Source organism: Nocardioides seonyuensis (assembly GCF_004683965.1).
Classification (GTDB): domain Bacteria; phylum Actinomycetota; class Actinomycetes; order Propionibacteriales; family Nocardioidaceae; genus Nocardioides; species Nocardioides seonyuensis.
Map to the genome: position 1 here is coordinate 1,772,187 of NZ_CP038436.1, position 15,732 is coordinate 1,787,918.

Sequence of the window (15,732 nt, forward strand, 5' to 3'; positions counted from 1 at the left end):
CCCCGTACGGCGAGCGCCACCGCTCCCTAGTCTGAGGGGGTGTTCCTCGCCTTCCTCCGCTCGATCCTTGCCGAGCCCCGTGCCCCGGACCCGCCGGCACGGGTGTGGTGGGACTGGGTCCTCGTCGGCGCCCTGCTGGTCACGGCCGCGGGCGAGGCGATCCTTCGCACCGACGTGGCGGCGCGGCCGCTGGCCACCTTGGTCGCCTTCCTGGTGATCCCGGTCCTGCTCTGGCGGCGTACCCATCCCCTCCTGGCCACGGCGGTCGGCTGGGGAGGCGCGATGGTGCTGCACGTCCCGGTGCTCCTGGGCGACGCCGCCGAGGTGGGCCTCTACTCCATGGGGTGCGTCCTGCTGCTGCCCTACGCGTTGTACCGGTGGGCGTCGGGCCGCGAGGCGTTGATCGGTACGGCGATCGTCGCCGTGCCGGTCGGCCTGGGCCTGGCCGCCAGCGCGACCCTCGAGGACGTGATCGGTGGCACCACCGTGGTGGTCGCGGCGTTCGCCCTCGGAGCGGCCATGCGCTACCGCGCGGTGGCGCGCGAGCGCGAGGTGCAGCAGGTCCGGGCGCTCGAGCGCGGTGAGCTCGCCCGCGAGCTGCACGACACCGTGGCGCACCACGTGTCGGCCATCGCGATCCAGGCACAGGCCGGCCGGGCGGTGGCGGCCACCGACCCGGCTTCGGCGGTCGAGACGCTGGCGGTGATCGAGGCGGAGGCATCGCGGACCCTGTACGAGATGCGCACGATGGTCCGGGTGCTGCGTGACGGAGAGGGGGGCGACGGCGACGCTGCCGACTACGCGCCGCAGCGGGGCATCGGCGACCTGGACGAGCTGGCCCGGATGAGCCCCGTGGTGCAGGTGCATCGCGGCGGCGACCTCGACGGCGTCGCGCAGCCGGTGGAGGTTGCGGCCTACCGGATCTGTCAGGAGTCGGTCACCAATGCGATCCGCCACTCGGTGAACGCCACGACGGTCAGCGTGCACGTCACCGGCGACGACGGCGTCGTACGGTTGCGTGTGCACGACGACGGAGAGGCAGCCCGCCCCGCGACCCCCGGGGGCTACGGCCTGCTCGGCATGGCCGAGCGCGCCAAGCTGCTCGGCGGCGCCTGCCAGGCCGGTCCGGACCCGGCCGGCGGCTGGACCGTCGAGGCGACCCTCCCGCGCGAGGTGCCGCGATGACCATCCGGGTGGTCGTCGCCGACGACCAGCTCCTGGTCCGCACCGGGCTCACCATGATCCTCAACGCGCAGCCCGGGATCGAGGTCGTCGGCGAGGCGACGGACGGTCACGAGGCGGTGGCCGTGGCACGCGAGCTGCGTCCCGACGTCTGCCTCTTCGACATCCGGATGCCCGGCATCGACGGCGTCGAGGCCACCCGCCAGCTCGCCGGCCCGGGCGTCGAGGACCCGCTGGCCATCGTGGTCATCACGACCTTCGACCTCGACGAGTACGTCCACGGCGCCCTGAAGGCCGGCGCCCGGGGCTTCCTCCTCAAGGACGCCGGGCCCGAGCTGCTGGTCCAGGCGATCCACGCAGCCGCCAACGGCGACGCGCTCATCTCACCCGACATCACCCGCCGCCTCCTCACCACGCTGGCGGGGCTGGAGCGAGCGGCCCCGCCGCCCCAGCCGGTCGAGCCGCTCACCGAGCGCGAGGAGGAAGTGTTGCTCACCGTCGCCCGCGGCCGCACCAACGCCGAGATCGCCGACGAGCTGCACATCACCCTGAGCACCGTGAAGACCCACGTCGGCGCGCTGATGAACAAGCTCGGCGCCCGCAACCGCGTCGAGGTCGCGATGTGGGCCCACGAGACCGGACGCGTCAAGGGCTAGCGACGTCAGGCGGAAGCGTCCACGTCGGTCAGCGCGACCAGGATGCGCTCGAACCGGGCGGTGAGCTCGGCAGGCGTCTGGTCAGGGTGCTCGATCCACCACGTCATGAGCGAGGTGACCACCGACTGCCACACGTGGTTCATCATCGAGGCGTCCACCGGGTCCACCTCGTCCGTGCCCGCGTGGTGGCGGAGCGCCGCGCGCACCCCGACCGCTCCCAGGTCGGTCATCCGCTCCCGGCCCACCGCGGCCACCTGGTGCGCCGGGGAGTCCCGCGGCACCGTCTCGTCGTACAGCACCATCCAGTCGGTCGGCCGCTCGCGCAAGGTCGTGAAGATCGTCTGCATGGTCTCCAGCGCCATCGGCATCCCGGGCTCGGCACCCTCGACGACCGGGGTGATGACCTCGAGCAGCATGCTGGTCAACGACTCGACGCACTGCACCTAGAGCGCGTCCTTGGTGCCGAAGTAGGCATGCACCAGGGGCTTCGAGATCGCCGCCCGCCGGGCGATCGCGTCGACGGAGGCGTGGGGGTAGCCGCGCTCCCCGAACTCCGCCATGGCGGCGTCCAGGATCTGCGCCTCCCGCTCGGGACGGGGCATTCCCCGGGTGCCCACGTGCCCGCTGCGGTCCCCGGCCATGGCGCAACCCTAGGGCGACGCCACCCTTGCGGATTGACTCATGGGTCAATTAGCCTCGCGACACCCCGACGGAGGAGGAACGATGGAGTGGCTGCAGGACTTCTGGCACGCCCTCCCCGAGCCGCTGAGGGACCCGGTCGCGCTGGCCGCGCCGTTCTTCCTGCTGTTCGTCGCCCTGGAGGGTCTCGCGGCCTACCTGCTGGAGGACGAGCGTCCCGAGGGCGAGCGTCGTACTCCCGACGACCGGGCGCTGCCCCTCCCCGGCGGTTACGACCGCGCGGACGCGATCGCCAGCATCTCCATGGGCGCCGTCTCGGTGGTCACCATGACGCTGTGGAAGACGCTCGGCCTCCTGGTCTACGCCGCGCTGTTCGCCTGGGTCGCGCCCTGGCACCTGCCCGTCGACGCGTGGTGGACCTGGGTCCTGGCGATCCTCGGCGTCGACTTCTTCTTCTACTGGGCGCACCGGGTCGCCCACCGGGTGCGGCTGGTGTGGGCGACCCACCAGGCCCACCACTCCAGCGAGTACTTCAACTTCGCCACCGCCCTGCGACAGAAGTGGAACAACTCCGCCGAGCTGGTGTTCTGGCTCCCGCTGCCGCTGCTGGGCCTGCCGCCGGCACTGGTCTTCTTCGGCTTCTCGGTCAGCCTCGTCTACCAGTTCTTCGTCCACACCGAACGTGTCGACCGGCTGTGGCGCCCCGTCGAGCTGGTCCTCAACACCCCGTCCCACCACCGGGTCCACCACGGCCGCGACCCGGAGTACCTCGACCGGAACTACGGCGGCATCCTCATCGTCTGGGACCGGCTCTTCGGCTCCTTCCAGCCCGAGCTGCACCGGCCGGCCTACGGCCTCACCTCGCCGGTCCGCACCAACCACATCGTGAAGCTGCAGACGCACGAGTACGCCGCCATCGCGCGCGACGTCCGCCGCGCGCCGATGCTGCGCGACAAGCTCGGCTACGTGTTCGGGCCGCCCGGCTGGCGGCCCCAGCAGTCAGGCGACACGGCCAGCCAGACGCTCGACGGCGGCGGCCACCCGCTGCCCGAACATGACGGGGTCGTTGTGGTCGGCGCCGTCGATGACCACGCGCTCGGCCAGTGAGGCGGCGCGGTCCGCGACGCGGGCGCTGAGCTCCGAGGGCACGACTGAGTCACTGTCGCCGTAGATGACCGTCACCGGCACGTCGCTGAGGGCGAGGTGATCCACGACAGGAAACCGGTCGCGCAGGAGTGCACGGACCGGCAGCCAGGGATAGTGGTGCGCGCCGACGTCGGCGAGCTCGGTGAAGGGCGAGCGCAGCACCAGCCCTGCCGGCGGGTGCCGCGCCTGGAGCGACGCGACGACGCCCGAGCCCAGGGACTCGCCGAAGTAGAGGGTCCGTTCCGGTGGGTACCCGAGCTCACTCAGTGCGTCCACGGCGGCGTCCGCGTCCGCGGCGAGGCCGTCCTCGCTGGGCTTGCCCGGGTTGCCGCCGTAGCCGCGGTAGTCCATGAGCAGTACGGCGAGTCCGCGGCGGCGGAGCTCCTCGGCGAAGTGCGAGTCGACCTGGTCACTCCTCATGGTCGCGTGGGTTCTTCCGCGTCGCAACGAGACCTTCAGCCAGGGCCGTACGGGTGGGCGAGGTCGTAGTCGCGGGAGAGCTTCTTGGGCACGACCATCCGCCACGCGTCGACGACGAGCTCGCGGGCCTCGGTCGGATCAAGCGCGGCAAGGTCGGCGTGCACCCAGTTGAACCGCATGTCCGAGGGCGCAGGCAGCCGGAACTTCTGCGGCTCGCCCTCGACCAGAGCCGCGCGCTCGTCCCTGGAGAACGCGAAACCCATGACGGTCTCGTCGAGGGAGAACGCCACGTAGACGATCTGCTTGACGCGGAACTTCAGCCGCCCGCGCACGTAGACCTCGTAGGAGCGCTCCAGCTCGGACCCGAGCGACCGCACGTCCTCGATCACCGCCATGGGAGCGCACCTGCGGTGATGAAGGCACGTCCCATGCGCGACATTCTGGTCCTGATCAAGGCCGTAGTCACGGTGGCGAGTGCGGTGACAGAACCCCTCCCAATCCCTACCGTGGTGGCCAGAGAGATCGACTCGGGAGGGGACACACATGGGAGTGATCACGGACGTGCGGGTACGCCAGCCCGCCAAGGACGACCTCGTCGGGCGGCGGTTCCTCGTCGCCGGGGTCGGCAACGGGTTCGAGGGGACGATCGGCATCCGCGTGCTCGACGGCCGCGGCCGCGTCCTCGCCGAGGACTCCGCGCAGTCGACCGGCGGGATGGCCGCGGTGGGGGAGTTCTCCACCCGTGTCACGGTGAGCAGTCCACCGCGCGACGGCACCCGCCTCACGGTGCAGGTCTTCGGTGACAACCCCGGGCTGCCCGACGAAGGGCCCAGTCCTGGCTTCAACCTGCGTGAGGTCGAGGTCATCATGTTCGCCGACCTGCAGGGCTGGCTCCTCTACCGGGTGGAACGTGGCGACACGTTGACCTCGATCGTGCGGAAGGTGCGCGACTACACGCGGACGACGGTCGCGCAGGTCGTGGCCGCCAACCCGGCGATCACCGACCCGGATGAGATTCGCGTCGGCCAGCGGCTGCGCATCCCGGTCAAGGGCTGACCACGAGGGCACCCCCTACTCTGCCGGGGTGGCACTCAGCGGGATTCCCATGGCCGGAGCGGTGTCGTGAAGGCAGTCGTCCACCACCGGTACGGCGGCCCCGAGGTGCTCCGTCTCGAGGACGTGCCGATGCCGTCGCCGGCTCGCGGTGAGGTGCTGGTCAAGGTCGCGGCGACCTCGGTCAACCTCAGCGACTGGGAGTGCCTGCGCGGCTCGCCCGCCTACGCGCGGCTCGGCGGCTTGCGCTCTCCGGCGCGACCGACGCTCGGCTCTGACATCGCCGGCGTGGTCGAGGCGGTCGGCGACGGGGTGACCCGTTTTCACGTCGGGGACGAGGTGTACGGCGACAACCTTGCGCTCAAGGGCGGCTTCGCGGAGCACGCCGTGGCGCCGGAGTCGGTGTTGGCCCACAAGCCGCCCGGCCTGACGTTCGCGCAGGCCTCGACCATCCCGCAGGCGGGAGCGATCGCGCTGCAGGGGACGAGATGGGCGCAGTCAGGCTCGCGGGTGCTGATCAACGGCGCTGGTGGAGGGTCGGGCTCGTTCGCCATCCAGCTCGCGAAACGGGCGGGTGCCCACGTCACCGGCGTGGACAACGGCAGGAAGCTGGACCTCATGCGGTCCATGGGTGCCGACGAGGTGGTCGACTTCGTGACGGGCGACTTCACGCGCCCGTCCCAGCCGTACGACCTGGTGCTCGACCTGGTCGCGCACCGGTCGGTCTTCGCCTACCGGCGCGCCCTTCGCCGTGGTGGCCGCTATCGATGTGTGGGTGGCTCGGTCGGCACGATGCTCCGCGTGCTCACCGCCGGATCGGTGGTGGGGCTGCTCACCGGCCGCTCCATCGGGGTGCTCGCCGTGAACGAGGGCCCGGACCACTTCGAGCCGCTGGCCGACCTCTGCGCCGCGGGTGACGTCGAGATCGTCATCGACCGCACGTTCTCGCTCGAGGAAGTCCCCGCCGCGCTGCTGCACGTCGGCGAGGGGAAGGCGCTCGGCAAGGTCGTGGTCGTGCCGTCCTGACGATGCCTTCGCCGGTAGATGCAACGGTCAGTCGTCCTTCGGCATGACTATCCACCCGACGATGTAGGCGATCTCGCCCGCTCCCACGAGACCGAAGATCACGAACCCCAGGCGGACCAGACCACGCGAGATCCCGAACCTGTCTGCAAGGCCGGCGCAGACTCCAGCGATCCATTTTCCCTGGCGGGGGCGCACCAATTGAGAAGTAGACATGGACATGCTTAACGCGCCGAGGTCGGGACCTTCAAGGGGCTCGCGTCTGCCCTAGCGTGGAGCACGCCCCAGACCGTCGTCGATCAGGAGATCATCGTGAGCATCAAGGACATCGGCCCTCAGCCCCAGAGCTTCGACCTGGAGAAGGCAACGCTCGAGAACGACAACTACCGAACGGTCGCCTGGTCGGGCAAGTACCTCCAGCTGACGCTCATGTCGATCCCGCCCGGCGACGACATCGGCCTCGAGGCGCACCCCGAGACGGACCAGTTCCTCCGCCTCGACGGCGGCCGTGGTCGCGTGCAGATGGGCCCCGCCGAGGACCAGCTCGACTTCGACCAGGAGGTCGAGGACGGCTGGGCGATCATGGTCCCCGCCGGCACCTGGCACAACGTCACCAACATCGGCGACGAACCGATCCGCCTCTACACCGTGTACGCGCCCGTGCACCACGCCGCTGGGATCGTGCAGGCGACCGCCGAAGACGCCGAGCGCGATGAGGAGTCCGGTGCCGACGAGCCCCCGGAGTGGTCGGTCCAGCCGGACGAGCCGGCGTCGGACGAGCACGCCTGAGGAAGCCCGCCTTGAGCCTCAGACGAAGGGCAGCAGCGCCTCCATCGAGTCCGTGGGGGTCTTCAGGGGGATGCCGGTTCCGATCGCACCGAGCTTCCAGTCCGACCCGTCACGGAACAGCTTCGCCATGACGAGCCCCGTCTCGCGGACCCCGAGCGTGATCGTGAAGCGTGCCAGCTCGGTGTCGTTGTCGTCGACGAGTCGGCAGTAGGCGTTGCGGATGTATTCGAGCGAGTGCCCCTGGTAGCTGCTGACCAGGAACAGGATCGACTCGACCTTGGGGTAGACCCGACTCAGGTCCACGGTGATCGCCTCGTCGTCACCCCCGCCCTTCCCGGTGGTGTTGTCGCCGAGGTGGACCACAGAGCCGTCCCGGGTCGCGAGGTTGTTGAAGAACGCAATGTCGAAGAACTGGCCGCCGGCGAACTGCACCGCCGAGGCGTCGAGGTCGATGGGCGCTGCTCCGCTGCCGATGAAGCCGGCCGTAGGGGCGTGGTCCCAGCCGACGGCCATCTGCACCTTGGTCAGCGGCTCCCCATCCACTGCGGTGAGCGTGAGCTCCTGGCCCTGGGTCAGCTCGATCACGGGGTCGCTCCTCCGTTAGGCGATGCTCCTGAACGTACAGGGAAACGCCACTGACCCGATGGGGTCCATGTCTCCGTAGCCCAGGCCCATCACGGGGTCCCCTGGGCCGACGACGCCGTCAGCGGCGGTCGATCCCGTCCAGCCGCAGTTCGGTGGAGGCATCGGAGTGGGAGGTGCCGCTTCCGACGTGCTTGTCGCTGATCGTCGCCCCATTCTTGAGCACGCCGAACAGCGCCATCGCATGGCCTCGGCCGACGTCGTAGTCGTTCTTGAGCCAGAGCGCGAAATCGCCCGCCTTGCTCTGCGGAGTGAACCCACGCGCAGCGGCCTCCCCCAACAGCTCCTCGGGCGTCTTGCTGGTCTTCTTCTCGATCGCGTCGAGGTAGGCCTGGTAGCTCATCGTGATTCCCTCCAGTGGTGTGCCACCGACGGTAGTGGCGCTACTGCGGCACCGCTTCTCCGAAACCGCTGTGCACCGGCCTGTGAAGACCGAAGGACGCAACTCACGCATCGGACCGGGCACGCCGCCCTTGACTCGCTGTCACGGCGATGACCCAGATGACGAACAGGGCTGAGGTCAAGAACAGAAGCGCGGTCAGGCTCACCAAGATGGCGATCGGATAGCTGGGGATCACGAGCCAACGGGGGAGCACGCCGGGCGTCCATGCCGCAATCGCGATGAATATTCCGGCGGGCAGCATCGCGCCCATCCCGAATGCCACCCAGCCGAACTGTGGGAGTACGGATTGGCCGGACTCGAACCCCGGATCGTCGACGAGCGCGCCAAAGGAGATGCTGATCGCACGGTGGCCCAGGCGAGAGCTGCGACGATCATGCCGATTCCCGCGGCCCCTCCGGTGATCAGGAGCGGGACGCGGAAGCTCCCCGCTTCGCTCGAGAGTGCGTAGGCGAACCAGGCGAACGACAGGCCCGCAAGTGCGAGCAGGAATGCTCCTCCGACGTAGCTCGCCCTGTTGCTGGCGTCGGCATAGATCGAAACGAACTGACTGTCGGGATCGGCGAACGACCCAGCGACGTCTCCGTTCAGGAAGACCGCGGCAACGAAGACAACCAGGAACACGGTTCCGGGACGCATGACATTGGGCGTCGTCGATGAACGCGAGTCCGGCTCCCCCGTCAAGGGGCCTTGGGTTGCGCGGCTCACGACAGTTCCCCGCAGTTCCGAGCACCGTCACCGGTCAGGTGGGTGGACAGCGCAGCGGCTTCGAACACACAACCGAGGTTAGGTGGCTGTTTGCCAGCCGTCCACGAGCTCCCTGCGTAGCCGACGAGGCAGTTCCCGCCCCATGATGTGGCAAACGCCTGGCGTTCACCCGGATCCGCTTCCTTGGCGGATTCGACAGTCAGCCGTGATCGTGGAGGAAGCCGCGAACCAGCGCATTGAACGGTCCCGGTGCCTCGAGGTTGCTGACGTGTCCGCAGTCGGGGATCACGGCCAGGGTCGCTGAAGGGATTCGGCGCTCGAAATCGCGCGCCACCGACAGCGGCGAGCGGGCGTCGAGCGCGCCCCAGATCAGGAGTGTGGCCACCTGAACGGTGGGCAGGACCTCGGTGAGATCGGCCTGCGCCATAGCGGTCAGGGCGGTCAGCATGCTGCGGCGTCTGACGTCAGCCGCCATCGCGTCCAGGAGCGGTACGAAGGGAGCGGGTGGCTCACCCGCGAACAGCCCGGGCAGGGTCGGGTCGAATCCCTCGTCTGGCTCGGCCAGCGCCGCCCGCACTGCGGCCAACCTGGCGTCAGCCTCCTCGGCACCCAGCGACCCCCGCCACCCGGCGTACCCGTCCGCCAGCACCATGCTGCGGACCACTGCGGGATGGCGCCGATACATCTCGAGGATCACGGTCGTACCCCACGAGAGCCCGACGACCGCCGTCGGCGAGCCGACAAGGGCGCGGACCATGCCGGCAAGGCAGTCGGCGTAGTCGGAGAGGCGGAACCCGTCGGGGACGTCTTCAGATCCACCGGCGCCGGGCTCGTCCCAGGCGATCACGGTGAACTCGTCGGAGAGCGCGTCGAGCTGTGGTGTCCAGCTGCGGCTGTCCTCGATACCGCCGTGCACGAACATGACGGTCGGTCCGTGCCCGGCGCGGCGATAGGCGAGGCGGAGGCCATCCACCTCGACGGTCTCCGTCGACGCCATGGACGCGACGCTACTCCCGACGTGAAGGCGGACATGGCCGAGCGGCTTCTCGCCCGAGGGCTACCTGTCCGGCACGGCGCGGTGTGTCACCAGCTTCTGCAGCAAATGCGTACGGGCTCGCGTGAGCGGAGTCCCGATTCAAGGACGTCGCGGGACAGGGCGTCCGAGCCGCGGCGGTTTGACGTGGGCGCGTGCTGCCTGCGGCGTGCCCCGCCGCCGGATACATCGGCGACCACATCGTCGTACGCCACTCCGGACGCGTGACGTTGCGGCCGTCAGGACGACCGGATCGCCACACGTCTTGGCTCTCCCGGTTGGTCGCCCCATTCTGGGAGAAAGGCTTTCGCGCGGACCTGCTGCCGTCGTGAGACGCCTACGGCCCGTGGACCCGACGGACCACGGCGAGCACCGCGCCAGGGTCCTCGACATGTGCGTTGTGCCCGAGTCCGCGGAGAGTGACCGGATCTGGGACCAACGCTGCAAGGTCGCGGTCGGACACCATCGGGTCGTGCTCGCCCCGTGCCATGGCCACCGGGCACACTGCACCGGCGAGCAGCCCCGTCATGTCCGGAGCGCCCACGGCGAAGGTCGCGGGATCCTGGGCCACTCGCCACCCCTCCGTGGCGGCAACGACTCCTGCGTCTGTCGCTTGGTCCGTCGCATCGACCAGCCCGCTCAGGCCGGCGAGCTTGAGATAGCGGTCGACCGCCTCCTCCCGCGAGGCCAGCGTCAGGACGGGTCGCTCCGCGATCTTGGCGGCACGACCCAGGTCCTCCTCCGTCCAGCGAACCTTCACCCCGAGGGCGATGACCGCTGAGGGAGCAGGCGCAGCCCCGTCCGCGAGATGCAGGGCCACCACGCCTCCCAGCGAGTGGCCGAGCAGCACCAGGTCACGGTCGTGGGGCAGCAACGGTCGGACGGCGTCGGCGAGACCCGCGAAGGAGTACGGCGGGTCCCAGCCGCTGCGCCCGTGGCCCGGCAGGTCGACGACGAGCCAGCCGCCGGACCAGTTGTCGGAGAGCTCTCGCTCGACTTCGGCGAAGACCTCGGCGGTGGCGCCCAGGCCATGCAGCATGACCAGCAACGGGCCCGTGCCAGCCCCGCCGGTTCTCGACCAGATCATGGGTTGCACGCTGCCACATTGGTGCTGGGGATCCCGCGCGCGAACCTCAACGGCAACCTCGACGCTTCACCTTCGACCCGCACATCTCCATCGACCACGGCACCGTCAGCGTCCGCGTCACGCCTGCGTCGTCGTACGTGATCCGGAAGTCCTTGATGGCCGCGCCGGCTGTGGTGGCCTTCACCACCACGAGCAGCTCGGTGACACGTGGGGTACCCGGACAGGTCTCGGAGACGTGCGCACCTCTCGCAGGCCGGACGCCGCCGGCCAGTCCGCGGACACCGCCGGTCTTGCTGGCGATGGGAGTGACTCGGCCGCCTGCGGTGCGGACGAAGGAGGTCACCGATACCGGCTGAACTGTGGCGTTGTGGTCGACTCGGACGATCGACACGTCTTCGCCGCCTTCAGCCACGCACAGGAGGGTCCCGAAGGAAGCGGTCCACGTTCTTCCCTCGACCCTCCGCGGAGCCCTGACACGCACACCCCCCGAAGAGGCCAGAGCGACCAAGGAGCCAGCGTTGCCCCGGCGATCCGGGGTCGCCGGCTCGACGTCGGAGAGTGTCACGTCCGGACAGGTCCGCACCTCGATGCCGCCGCGGTTGGTGTTGAGCAGGCTGTAGGTGCCGGCCTCCACATCGACGACTCCGGGCTGCTGCAGCAACGCCGTCACGCGGAACACGGGCTCGGACGGTGTGTCGGGGTCGTTGAGATGCACCTCGGTGTCCTCGACCTCGCCAAAGATCGAGCCGGGTGGCAAGGCCGTGACGACGAAGCTCAGCCGTCCGCCCGACGTGGTGAGCTCGGCAGGTCGCCGCGCCGTCGGGACGCCCAGGCTGGTGGTCTCCGGGTCGCTGCACGCCAGCTTCAGTGCGGGCTTCGGTGCTGCGTCGACTGTTGCCTGGCACCCCGTGGCGATGACCGCCAGGGCGCTCAACGAGGCGAGTCGTACGGCGAGTCCGGGCCAGGTCATGGGACGGACGTTGCCACAGAAGAGCGGTCTCGTGACGGGACTTCGTCCCTCCTCGACCAGCGATCACCCAGCGTGCTTGGTCACGAGCCCGGTGGCGATGTCGTACACGAGGCCGACGGCTGGGGTGGCCAGGACGCCGAGCGAGTTCAGCAGGGCCACGTCGTGCTGCACCGCGAGGACGGGGTCGTCCACGTGCAGACCGCCCACCTCAGAGGCCTCCACGCCGGCGAAGTCAGCGAGCAGGCGAGCGTGCTCGGGTCCGGCGAGGCGACTCAGGCCGCAGTCGGTGTGGTGCATGAGGACGACCTGGAAGTTGGTGCTCATGTCCTCTACGGCGGCCACCGTCCCCAGGACGAGCAGGCTCCGGATCGCGTCGGAGGTGACGCGCCCACCGGGGTTGCGGAGTACGACGGCGTCGCCGAGCTCGAGCCCGAGGACGTGTGCCGGGTCCACGCGGTGGTCGGCGCAGGTGAGGACGACGGTGCGGAGGCTGGGGACGAGGGAGTCGTCGTGGTCCGCGAGGGCGCTGGACGCAGCGACGTTCCTGTTCAGCAGGGTTTCGATGCTCATGGCGCCACCACCATGCCCTGAGCCGCCGTCGAGAAGGGCGGTCGGCCAGTGGTCATCCGTTCGAGCAACGGGCCGTCCTCGTAGGCGCGCAGCAGCTCCTTCTCGGCAGCCGGTACGTCGTCCAGCGAGGCCCTGAGCATGGCGGGCGGAGCCGGGAAGTACTCGATGCCCAGCTGCACCAGCCGCGCGACATCGTCACCTGCGACCAGGCTGGCCAGGAAGAGGCCGGCATCGATGCTCGCGGAGACCCCGGCACCCGTCACCACCGAGCCGTCGCGATGGAAACGTTCCTCCACCACCTCGACCCCGTAGGCGGCGATACGGTCCCGCCAGCCCCAGTTCGTGGTGACGCTCCGCCCGCCGAGCACTCCGGCGGCTGCGAGGAGGGCCACGCCGTTGCAGATCCCGACCGTCCACGTCGCGGTCGAGTGCATGCGGGCGAGCCACTCGACCAGGTCGGGGTCGCGCAATGCCGCGACAACCCCGGGACCGCCGGGCACATAGAGGATGTCGGTCTCCGCCACCTCGTCGCAGCGGCGGTAGGCGGGCAGGCCGAGGCGACGGGTGTCGGCCGCGACCAGGCCTTCCTTCGCCGCCACCAGCTCGACCTCGATGCCCGGCACGTTCGCCAGCACCTCGTAGCCGCCCACCACATCGAGGGCTGTGAACCCGTCGAACAAGAGCATCGACATCCGCATGCGACCTTCTCCTTCGTCCTCCCGGCCACGCGGCCGGTGGTCTCATCCTTCGCCGCAGGGGCGGACGCGCACCAGTGGCGGGATCGCCTCCTACCGGGCTAATCTCGCCAGGTGACCGACGACGTGCTCCGGGTCGGAGTCCTGCTGTACGACGGGTGCTTCGCCGCCGAGGCCATGTCCGTGATGGACATGCTCACCGTGGCCAACCGAGTGGCGCAGTTCAGCGGCCAGCCCGAGCGGTTCGCCGTGAGCGCCGTCGGGGTCGACGCGGGCCCGGTGTCGACGTCAGGGGGCACGGCGATCCATGCCCGGCGGATCAGCTATGCCCTCGACCTGCTCGTCGTGCCCGGCTTCGACTTCGGGCCAGGCCAGGGTGGCGTTCCCGACGACCTCGCGTGCTGGCGACGAGAGGTGGGTGTGCTGCGACGCGCGAGCGAGCGCGGCGTGCCGGTCGCCTCGATCTGTGTGGGTGCCTTCCTGCTGGGTGCCGCCGGGCTCCTCGACGGGCGCAGGGCCACCACGGCATGGCTGGTCGCCGACGAGCTCGCGCGCCGCCACCCCCTCGCCACCGTCGAGGCCGCCGCCGTACTGGTCGAGGACGGTCCGGTCACCACGACCGGCGCCTTCAGCGCCTCCTCCGACCTCGCCCTGCACCTCGCCCGGCTCCACGCCGGCCCGGACATCGCGCGGGCCACCGCCCGACTAACCCTGACGCGGACCGACCGCAGCTCGCAGTCGCCGTACGTCGACGAGTCGCTCGCCCGGCGGTCACGAGGCGCCTTCTCGACCGCCGTGCGAGCCCACCTCCTGGACCGGATCGACGAGGCCTACGACCTCGCGGCGTTGGCAGCGCACTTCCACGTGAGCACGCGCACGCTGCTGCGGCGGTTCCGGGCGGAGACCAACCAGACGCCCCTCGACTTCATCCAGTCGGCTCGGATCGGGCGCGCCAAGCGGCTGCTGGAGACGACGGACCTCGGGGTGGCGGAGGTTTCCGCAGCGGTCGGCTACCTGGACCCCGCGTCGTTCCGGCGTCTCTTCGCCTCGCACGTCGGCATGAGTCCGTCCCACTACCGCCGCAGCTTCAGCGATGTGACCGGCCGCAACCTAGTGTATTGACGCTGACGGCCATGCGCACTACAATCGAACACACGAGCGAACTCGAATCTCGAGCTCGGGCCCAACCGGAGAGCCGATCGCACCCGGCTGAATCTTCCTTACTGAACTGGCCTCCACACCTGTTGTCGACGCGCCCTCCACAGGCGCGGAAGGGCCAACCCAGTGAGTATCTCCGCCAGCGACCCGCAGCACGGGTGGCGTGCACCGGGCACCGACCCGGTCGCCTCGCCTGTGGTGGCTGGTGTGCTGGCGCGGGTTGGCGAGGCGCTGGACGAGCTCGGCTCGCTATCGCTGGGCGCGCTGTCTGACCCGGATGTGATCCGGGTCTTGGAGGCGGCCACCTCGGCTGTCGGCCGGGTGACCGCGCAGGCTTGCCGGGTCTCAGCCGAGGCCGACCGGCGCCGGTTGGGTGACGAGATCGGCGCCCGCCACACCCATCAGTGGTGGGCACGCCGGACGCGGCTCACCCGCGGCGAGGCCGCACGGCTGGTCCGGTTGGGCCGGTCGTTCGAAGAGGACGTGCACGCGCCGGTCGGTGCCGCACTTGCGGCCGGTGACCTGCGGGTGGACCAGGCGCAGGTGATCGTCGCGGCAGTGGACTCCATCCCGGACGAGGTCGAGACCCCCGACGGCCAGGTCCGCCACATCGACGCCGACATCCGCGCCCAGGCCCGCGACCACCTCCTGAAGGTCGCGGCCGACCACGACGCCAAGGTGCTGCGCCGGGTCGGCAAGCGCATCCTCGACGTCGTCGCCCCCGAGGTGGGTGAGGCGTTGGAGCAGCAGCTCCTCGAGCGCGAGGCACAGAACGCCGCCGCCACCGCCTTCTTGAAGCTCCACGACGACGGCCACGGCAAGACCTGGGGACGGTTCTCCCTTCCCGCCCACCAGGGCGCCGCACTCAAGCTCGCGTTGCACGCGATCGCCAACCCCGCCCGCCACGACCACGACGAGTTGAAGGACGCCAAGACCGGGGAATGGCGACCCACCCCCCAACGTCTCGGGCAGGCGTTCGGCGAGTTCATCGAGCGCTACCCCGCCGACCAGCTCCCCCAGACCGCCGGCGTCAACGCCACCGTCGTGATCACCCTCGACCTCAAAGCCCTCCACACCGGCCTCGGTGCCGCCACCCTCGGCAACGGCGACCGGATCAGCGCCTCCACCGCCCGACGCCTCGCCTGTGAGGCCGGCATCATCCCCCTCGTCCTCGGTGGGAAATCGATGCCGCTCGACGTCGGACGGTCCAAGAGGTTCCACACCAGATACCAACGCATCGCGCTCACCGTGCGCGACAAGGGCTGCACCGCCGAAGGCTGCGACATGCCACCGGACGCCTGCCACGCCCACCACGACCTCGAATGGACCGCCGACCACGGCCCCACCAACGTCGACACCGGACGACTCCTGTGCCCGCACCACCACCGACGAGCCCACGACCCCCGCTACGAGACGCGCACCGGCCCCGACAACAAGGTCAGCTTCCACAGACGGACGTAGGCCGGACACGTGTGGCTGGCAAGCTCCCGCATCGCGGAGGAAGGCTGACCCGACGAGTGGGCGACCAGTCTCCAGCAGCGCTTCGGATCACCCGAGCAGC

21 protein-coding genes are annotated in these 15,732 nt (G+C 70.0%); 8 read left to right on the forward strand and 13 right to left on the reverse strand.

The annotated features are described in order from the left end of the window. The first annotated feature begins 39 nt into the window (after positions 1-39). Together EXE58_RS08700 and EXE58_RS08705 are read left to right on the forward strand one after the other, a co-directional pair. Positions 40-1,185, forward strand: coding sequence for a sensor histidine kinase (locus EXE58_RS08700; RefSeq protein ID WP_135267513.1), 1,146 nt, complete (start codon positions 40-42; stop codon positions 1,183-1,185). Continuing rightward, positions 1,182-1,838 (forward strand): response regulator, encoded by a 657-nt coding sequence (locus EXE58_RS08705; protein ID WP_135267514.1) that lies wholly within the window; start codon positions 1,182-1,184, stop codon positions 1,836-1,838. Before EXE58_RS08700 ends, EXE58_RS08705 begins: the two co-directional genes overlap by 4 nt. A 5-nt stretch (positions 1,839-1,843) precedes the next feature. On the opposite strand, the gene EXE58_RS08710 is transcribed toward EXE58_RS08705, so the two are convergent. Both EXE58_RS08710 and EXE58_RS08715 read right to left on the reverse strand, forming a co-directional pair. After that, entirely contained in the window at positions 1,844-2,281 is a 438-nt protein-coding gene (locus EXE58_RS08710) for a hypothetical protein (RefSeq protein ID WP_135267515.1), read from the reverse strand. Next, complete coding sequence (locus EXE58_RS08715) at positions 2,282-2,479, reverse strand: helix-turn-helix domain-containing protein (RefSeq protein ID WP_135267516.1); 198 nt, start codon at positions 2,477-2,479, stop codon at positions 2,282-2,284. An 82-nt stretch (positions 2,480-2,561) separates the two neighbouring features. On the opposite strand from EXE58_RS08715, the gene EXE58_RS08720 reads away from it, so the two are divergent. Beyond that, positions 2,562-3,584, forward strand: coding sequence for a sterol desaturase family protein (locus EXE58_RS08720; protein ID WP_135267517.1), 1,023 nt, complete (start codon positions 2,562-2,564; stop codon positions 3,582-3,584). Here the strand turns inward: EXE58_RS08720 and EXE58_RS08725 are convergent. Both EXE58_RS08725 and EXE58_RS08730 read right to left on the reverse strand, forming a co-directional pair. Next, positions 3,477-4,043 carry an alpha/beta hydrolase gene (locus EXE58_RS08725; protein ID WP_135267518.1) on the reverse strand — a complete coding sequence of 189 codons (567 nt, stop codon included), beginning with the start codon at positions 4,041-4,043 and terminating at the stop codon, positions 3,477-3,479. The genes EXE58_RS08720 and EXE58_RS08725 overlap by 108 nt on opposite strands. 35 nt (positions 4,044-4,078) lie before the next feature. Continuing rightward, complete coding sequence (locus EXE58_RS08730; protein ID WP_135267519.1) at positions 4,079-4,438, reverse strand: MmcQ/YjbR family DNA-binding protein; 360 nt, start codon at positions 4,436-4,438, stop codon at positions 4,079-4,081. A 148-nt stretch (positions 4,439-4,586) separates the two neighbouring features. On the opposite strand from EXE58_RS08730, the gene EXE58_RS08735 reads away from it, so the two are divergent. Together EXE58_RS08735 and EXE58_RS08740 are read left to right on the forward strand one after the other, a co-directional pair. Beyond that, entirely contained in the window at positions 4,587-5,099 is a 513-nt protein-coding gene (locus EXE58_RS08735) for a Gmad2 immunoglobulin-like domain-containing protein (protein WP_135267520.1), read from the forward strand. Positions 5,100-5,165: 66 nt separating this feature from the next. After that, positions 5,166-6,122, forward strand: coding sequence for an NAD(P)-dependent alcohol dehydrogenase (locus tag EXE58_RS08740; protein ID WP_135267521.1), 957 nt, complete (start codon positions 5,166-5,168; stop codon positions 6,120-6,122). Between the two features lie 27 nt (positions 6,123-6,149). Here the strand turns inward: EXE58_RS08740 and EXE58_RS08745 are convergent, their stop codons facing one another. Next, positions 6,150-6,341: a PspC domain-containing protein gene (locus EXE58_RS08745; RefSeq protein WP_341869546.1), complete on the reverse strand. Its 192-nt coding sequence runs from the start codon at positions 6,339-6,341 to the stop codon at positions 6,150-6,152. A gap of 90 nt (positions 6,342-6,431) precedes the next feature. Here EXE58_RS08745 and EXE58_RS08750 point away from each other — a divergent pair, with 90 nt between their 5' ends. After that, the gene (locus EXE58_RS08750; protein ID WP_135267523.1) at positions 6,432-6,908 is read left to right on the forward strand and encodes a cupin domain-containing protein; all 477 of its coding nucleotides are present in this window, start codon (positions 6,432-6,434) and stop codon (positions 6,906-6,908) included. A gap of 18 nt (positions 6,909-6,926) precedes the next feature. Here EXE58_RS08750 and EXE58_RS08755 read toward each other — a convergent pair whose 3' ends face one another. The 8 genes from EXE58_RS08755 to EXE58_RS08790 all read right to left on the reverse strand — a co-directional run bounded on the left by EXE58_RS08755 (position 6,927) and on the right by EXE58_RS08790 (position 13,016). Continuing rightward, complete coding sequence (locus tag EXE58_RS08755) at positions 6,927-7,493, reverse strand: TerD family protein (RefSeq protein ID WP_135267524.1); 567 nt, start codon at positions 7,491-7,493, stop codon at positions 6,927-6,929. Between the two features lie 118 nt (positions 7,494-7,611). Continuing rightward, positions 7,612-7,893, reverse strand: a complete 282-nt coding sequence (locus EXE58_RS08760) for a DUF4287 domain-containing protein (protein ID WP_135267525.1) — start codon at positions 7,891-7,893, stop codon at positions 7,612-7,614. 103 nt (positions 7,894-7,996) lie between these two features. Beyond that, positions 7,997-8,215, reverse strand: a complete 219-nt coding sequence (locus EXE58_RS08765; RefSeq protein WP_135267526.1) for a hypothetical protein — start codon at positions 8,213-8,215, stop codon at positions 7,997-7,999. Between the two features lie 642 nt (positions 8,216-8,857). Then, the gene (locus EXE58_RS08770) at positions 8,858-9,655 is read right to left on the reverse strand and encodes an alpha/beta fold hydrolase (RefSeq protein WP_135267527.1); all 798 of its coding nucleotides are present in this window, start codon (positions 9,653-9,655) and stop codon (positions 8,858-8,860) included. A gap of 373 nt (positions 9,656-10,028) precedes the next feature. After that, entirely contained in the window at positions 10,029-10,778 is a 750-nt protein-coding gene (locus tag EXE58_RS08775; RefSeq protein WP_135267528.1) for an alpha/beta fold hydrolase, read from the reverse strand. Positions 10,779-10,824: 46 nt separating this feature from the next. Continuing rightward, positions 10,825-11,748: a hypothetical protein gene (locus EXE58_RS08780; RefSeq protein ID WP_135267529.1), complete on the reverse strand. Its 924-nt coding sequence runs from the start codon at positions 11,746-11,748 to the stop codon at positions 10,825-10,827. Positions 11,749-11,811: 63 nt separating this feature from the next. Continuing rightward, positions 11,812-12,318, reverse strand: a complete 507-nt coding sequence (locus tag EXE58_RS08785; protein WP_135267530.1) for a carbonic anhydrase — start codon at positions 12,316-12,318, stop codon at positions 11,812-11,814. Beyond that, a complete protein-coding gene (locus tag EXE58_RS08790; RefSeq protein WP_135267531.1) occupies positions 12,315-13,016 on the reverse strand; it encodes a DJ-1/PfpI family protein in 702 nt (233 codons plus the stop codon). Before EXE58_RS08790 ends, EXE58_RS08785 begins: the two co-directional genes overlap by 4 nt. A gap of 111 nt (positions 13,017-13,127) precedes the next feature. Between EXE58_RS08790 and EXE58_RS08795 the strand changes: the two genes are divergently transcribed. Both EXE58_RS08795 and EXE58_RS08800 read left to right on the forward strand, forming a co-directional pair. Then, on the forward strand, positions 13,128-14,135 hold the full coding sequence (locus tag EXE58_RS08795) for a GlxA family transcriptional regulator (protein WP_208544180.1): 1,008 nt from the start codon (positions 13,128-13,130) through the stop codon (positions 14,133-14,135). 162 nt (positions 14,136-14,297) lie between these two features. Beyond that, complete coding sequence (locus tag EXE58_RS08800; RefSeq protein ID WP_135267532.1) at positions 14,298-15,632, forward strand: HNH endonuclease signature motif containing protein; 1,335 nt, start codon at positions 14,298-14,300, stop codon at positions 15,630-15,632. Positions 15,633-15,732: the final 100 nt, after the last annotated feature.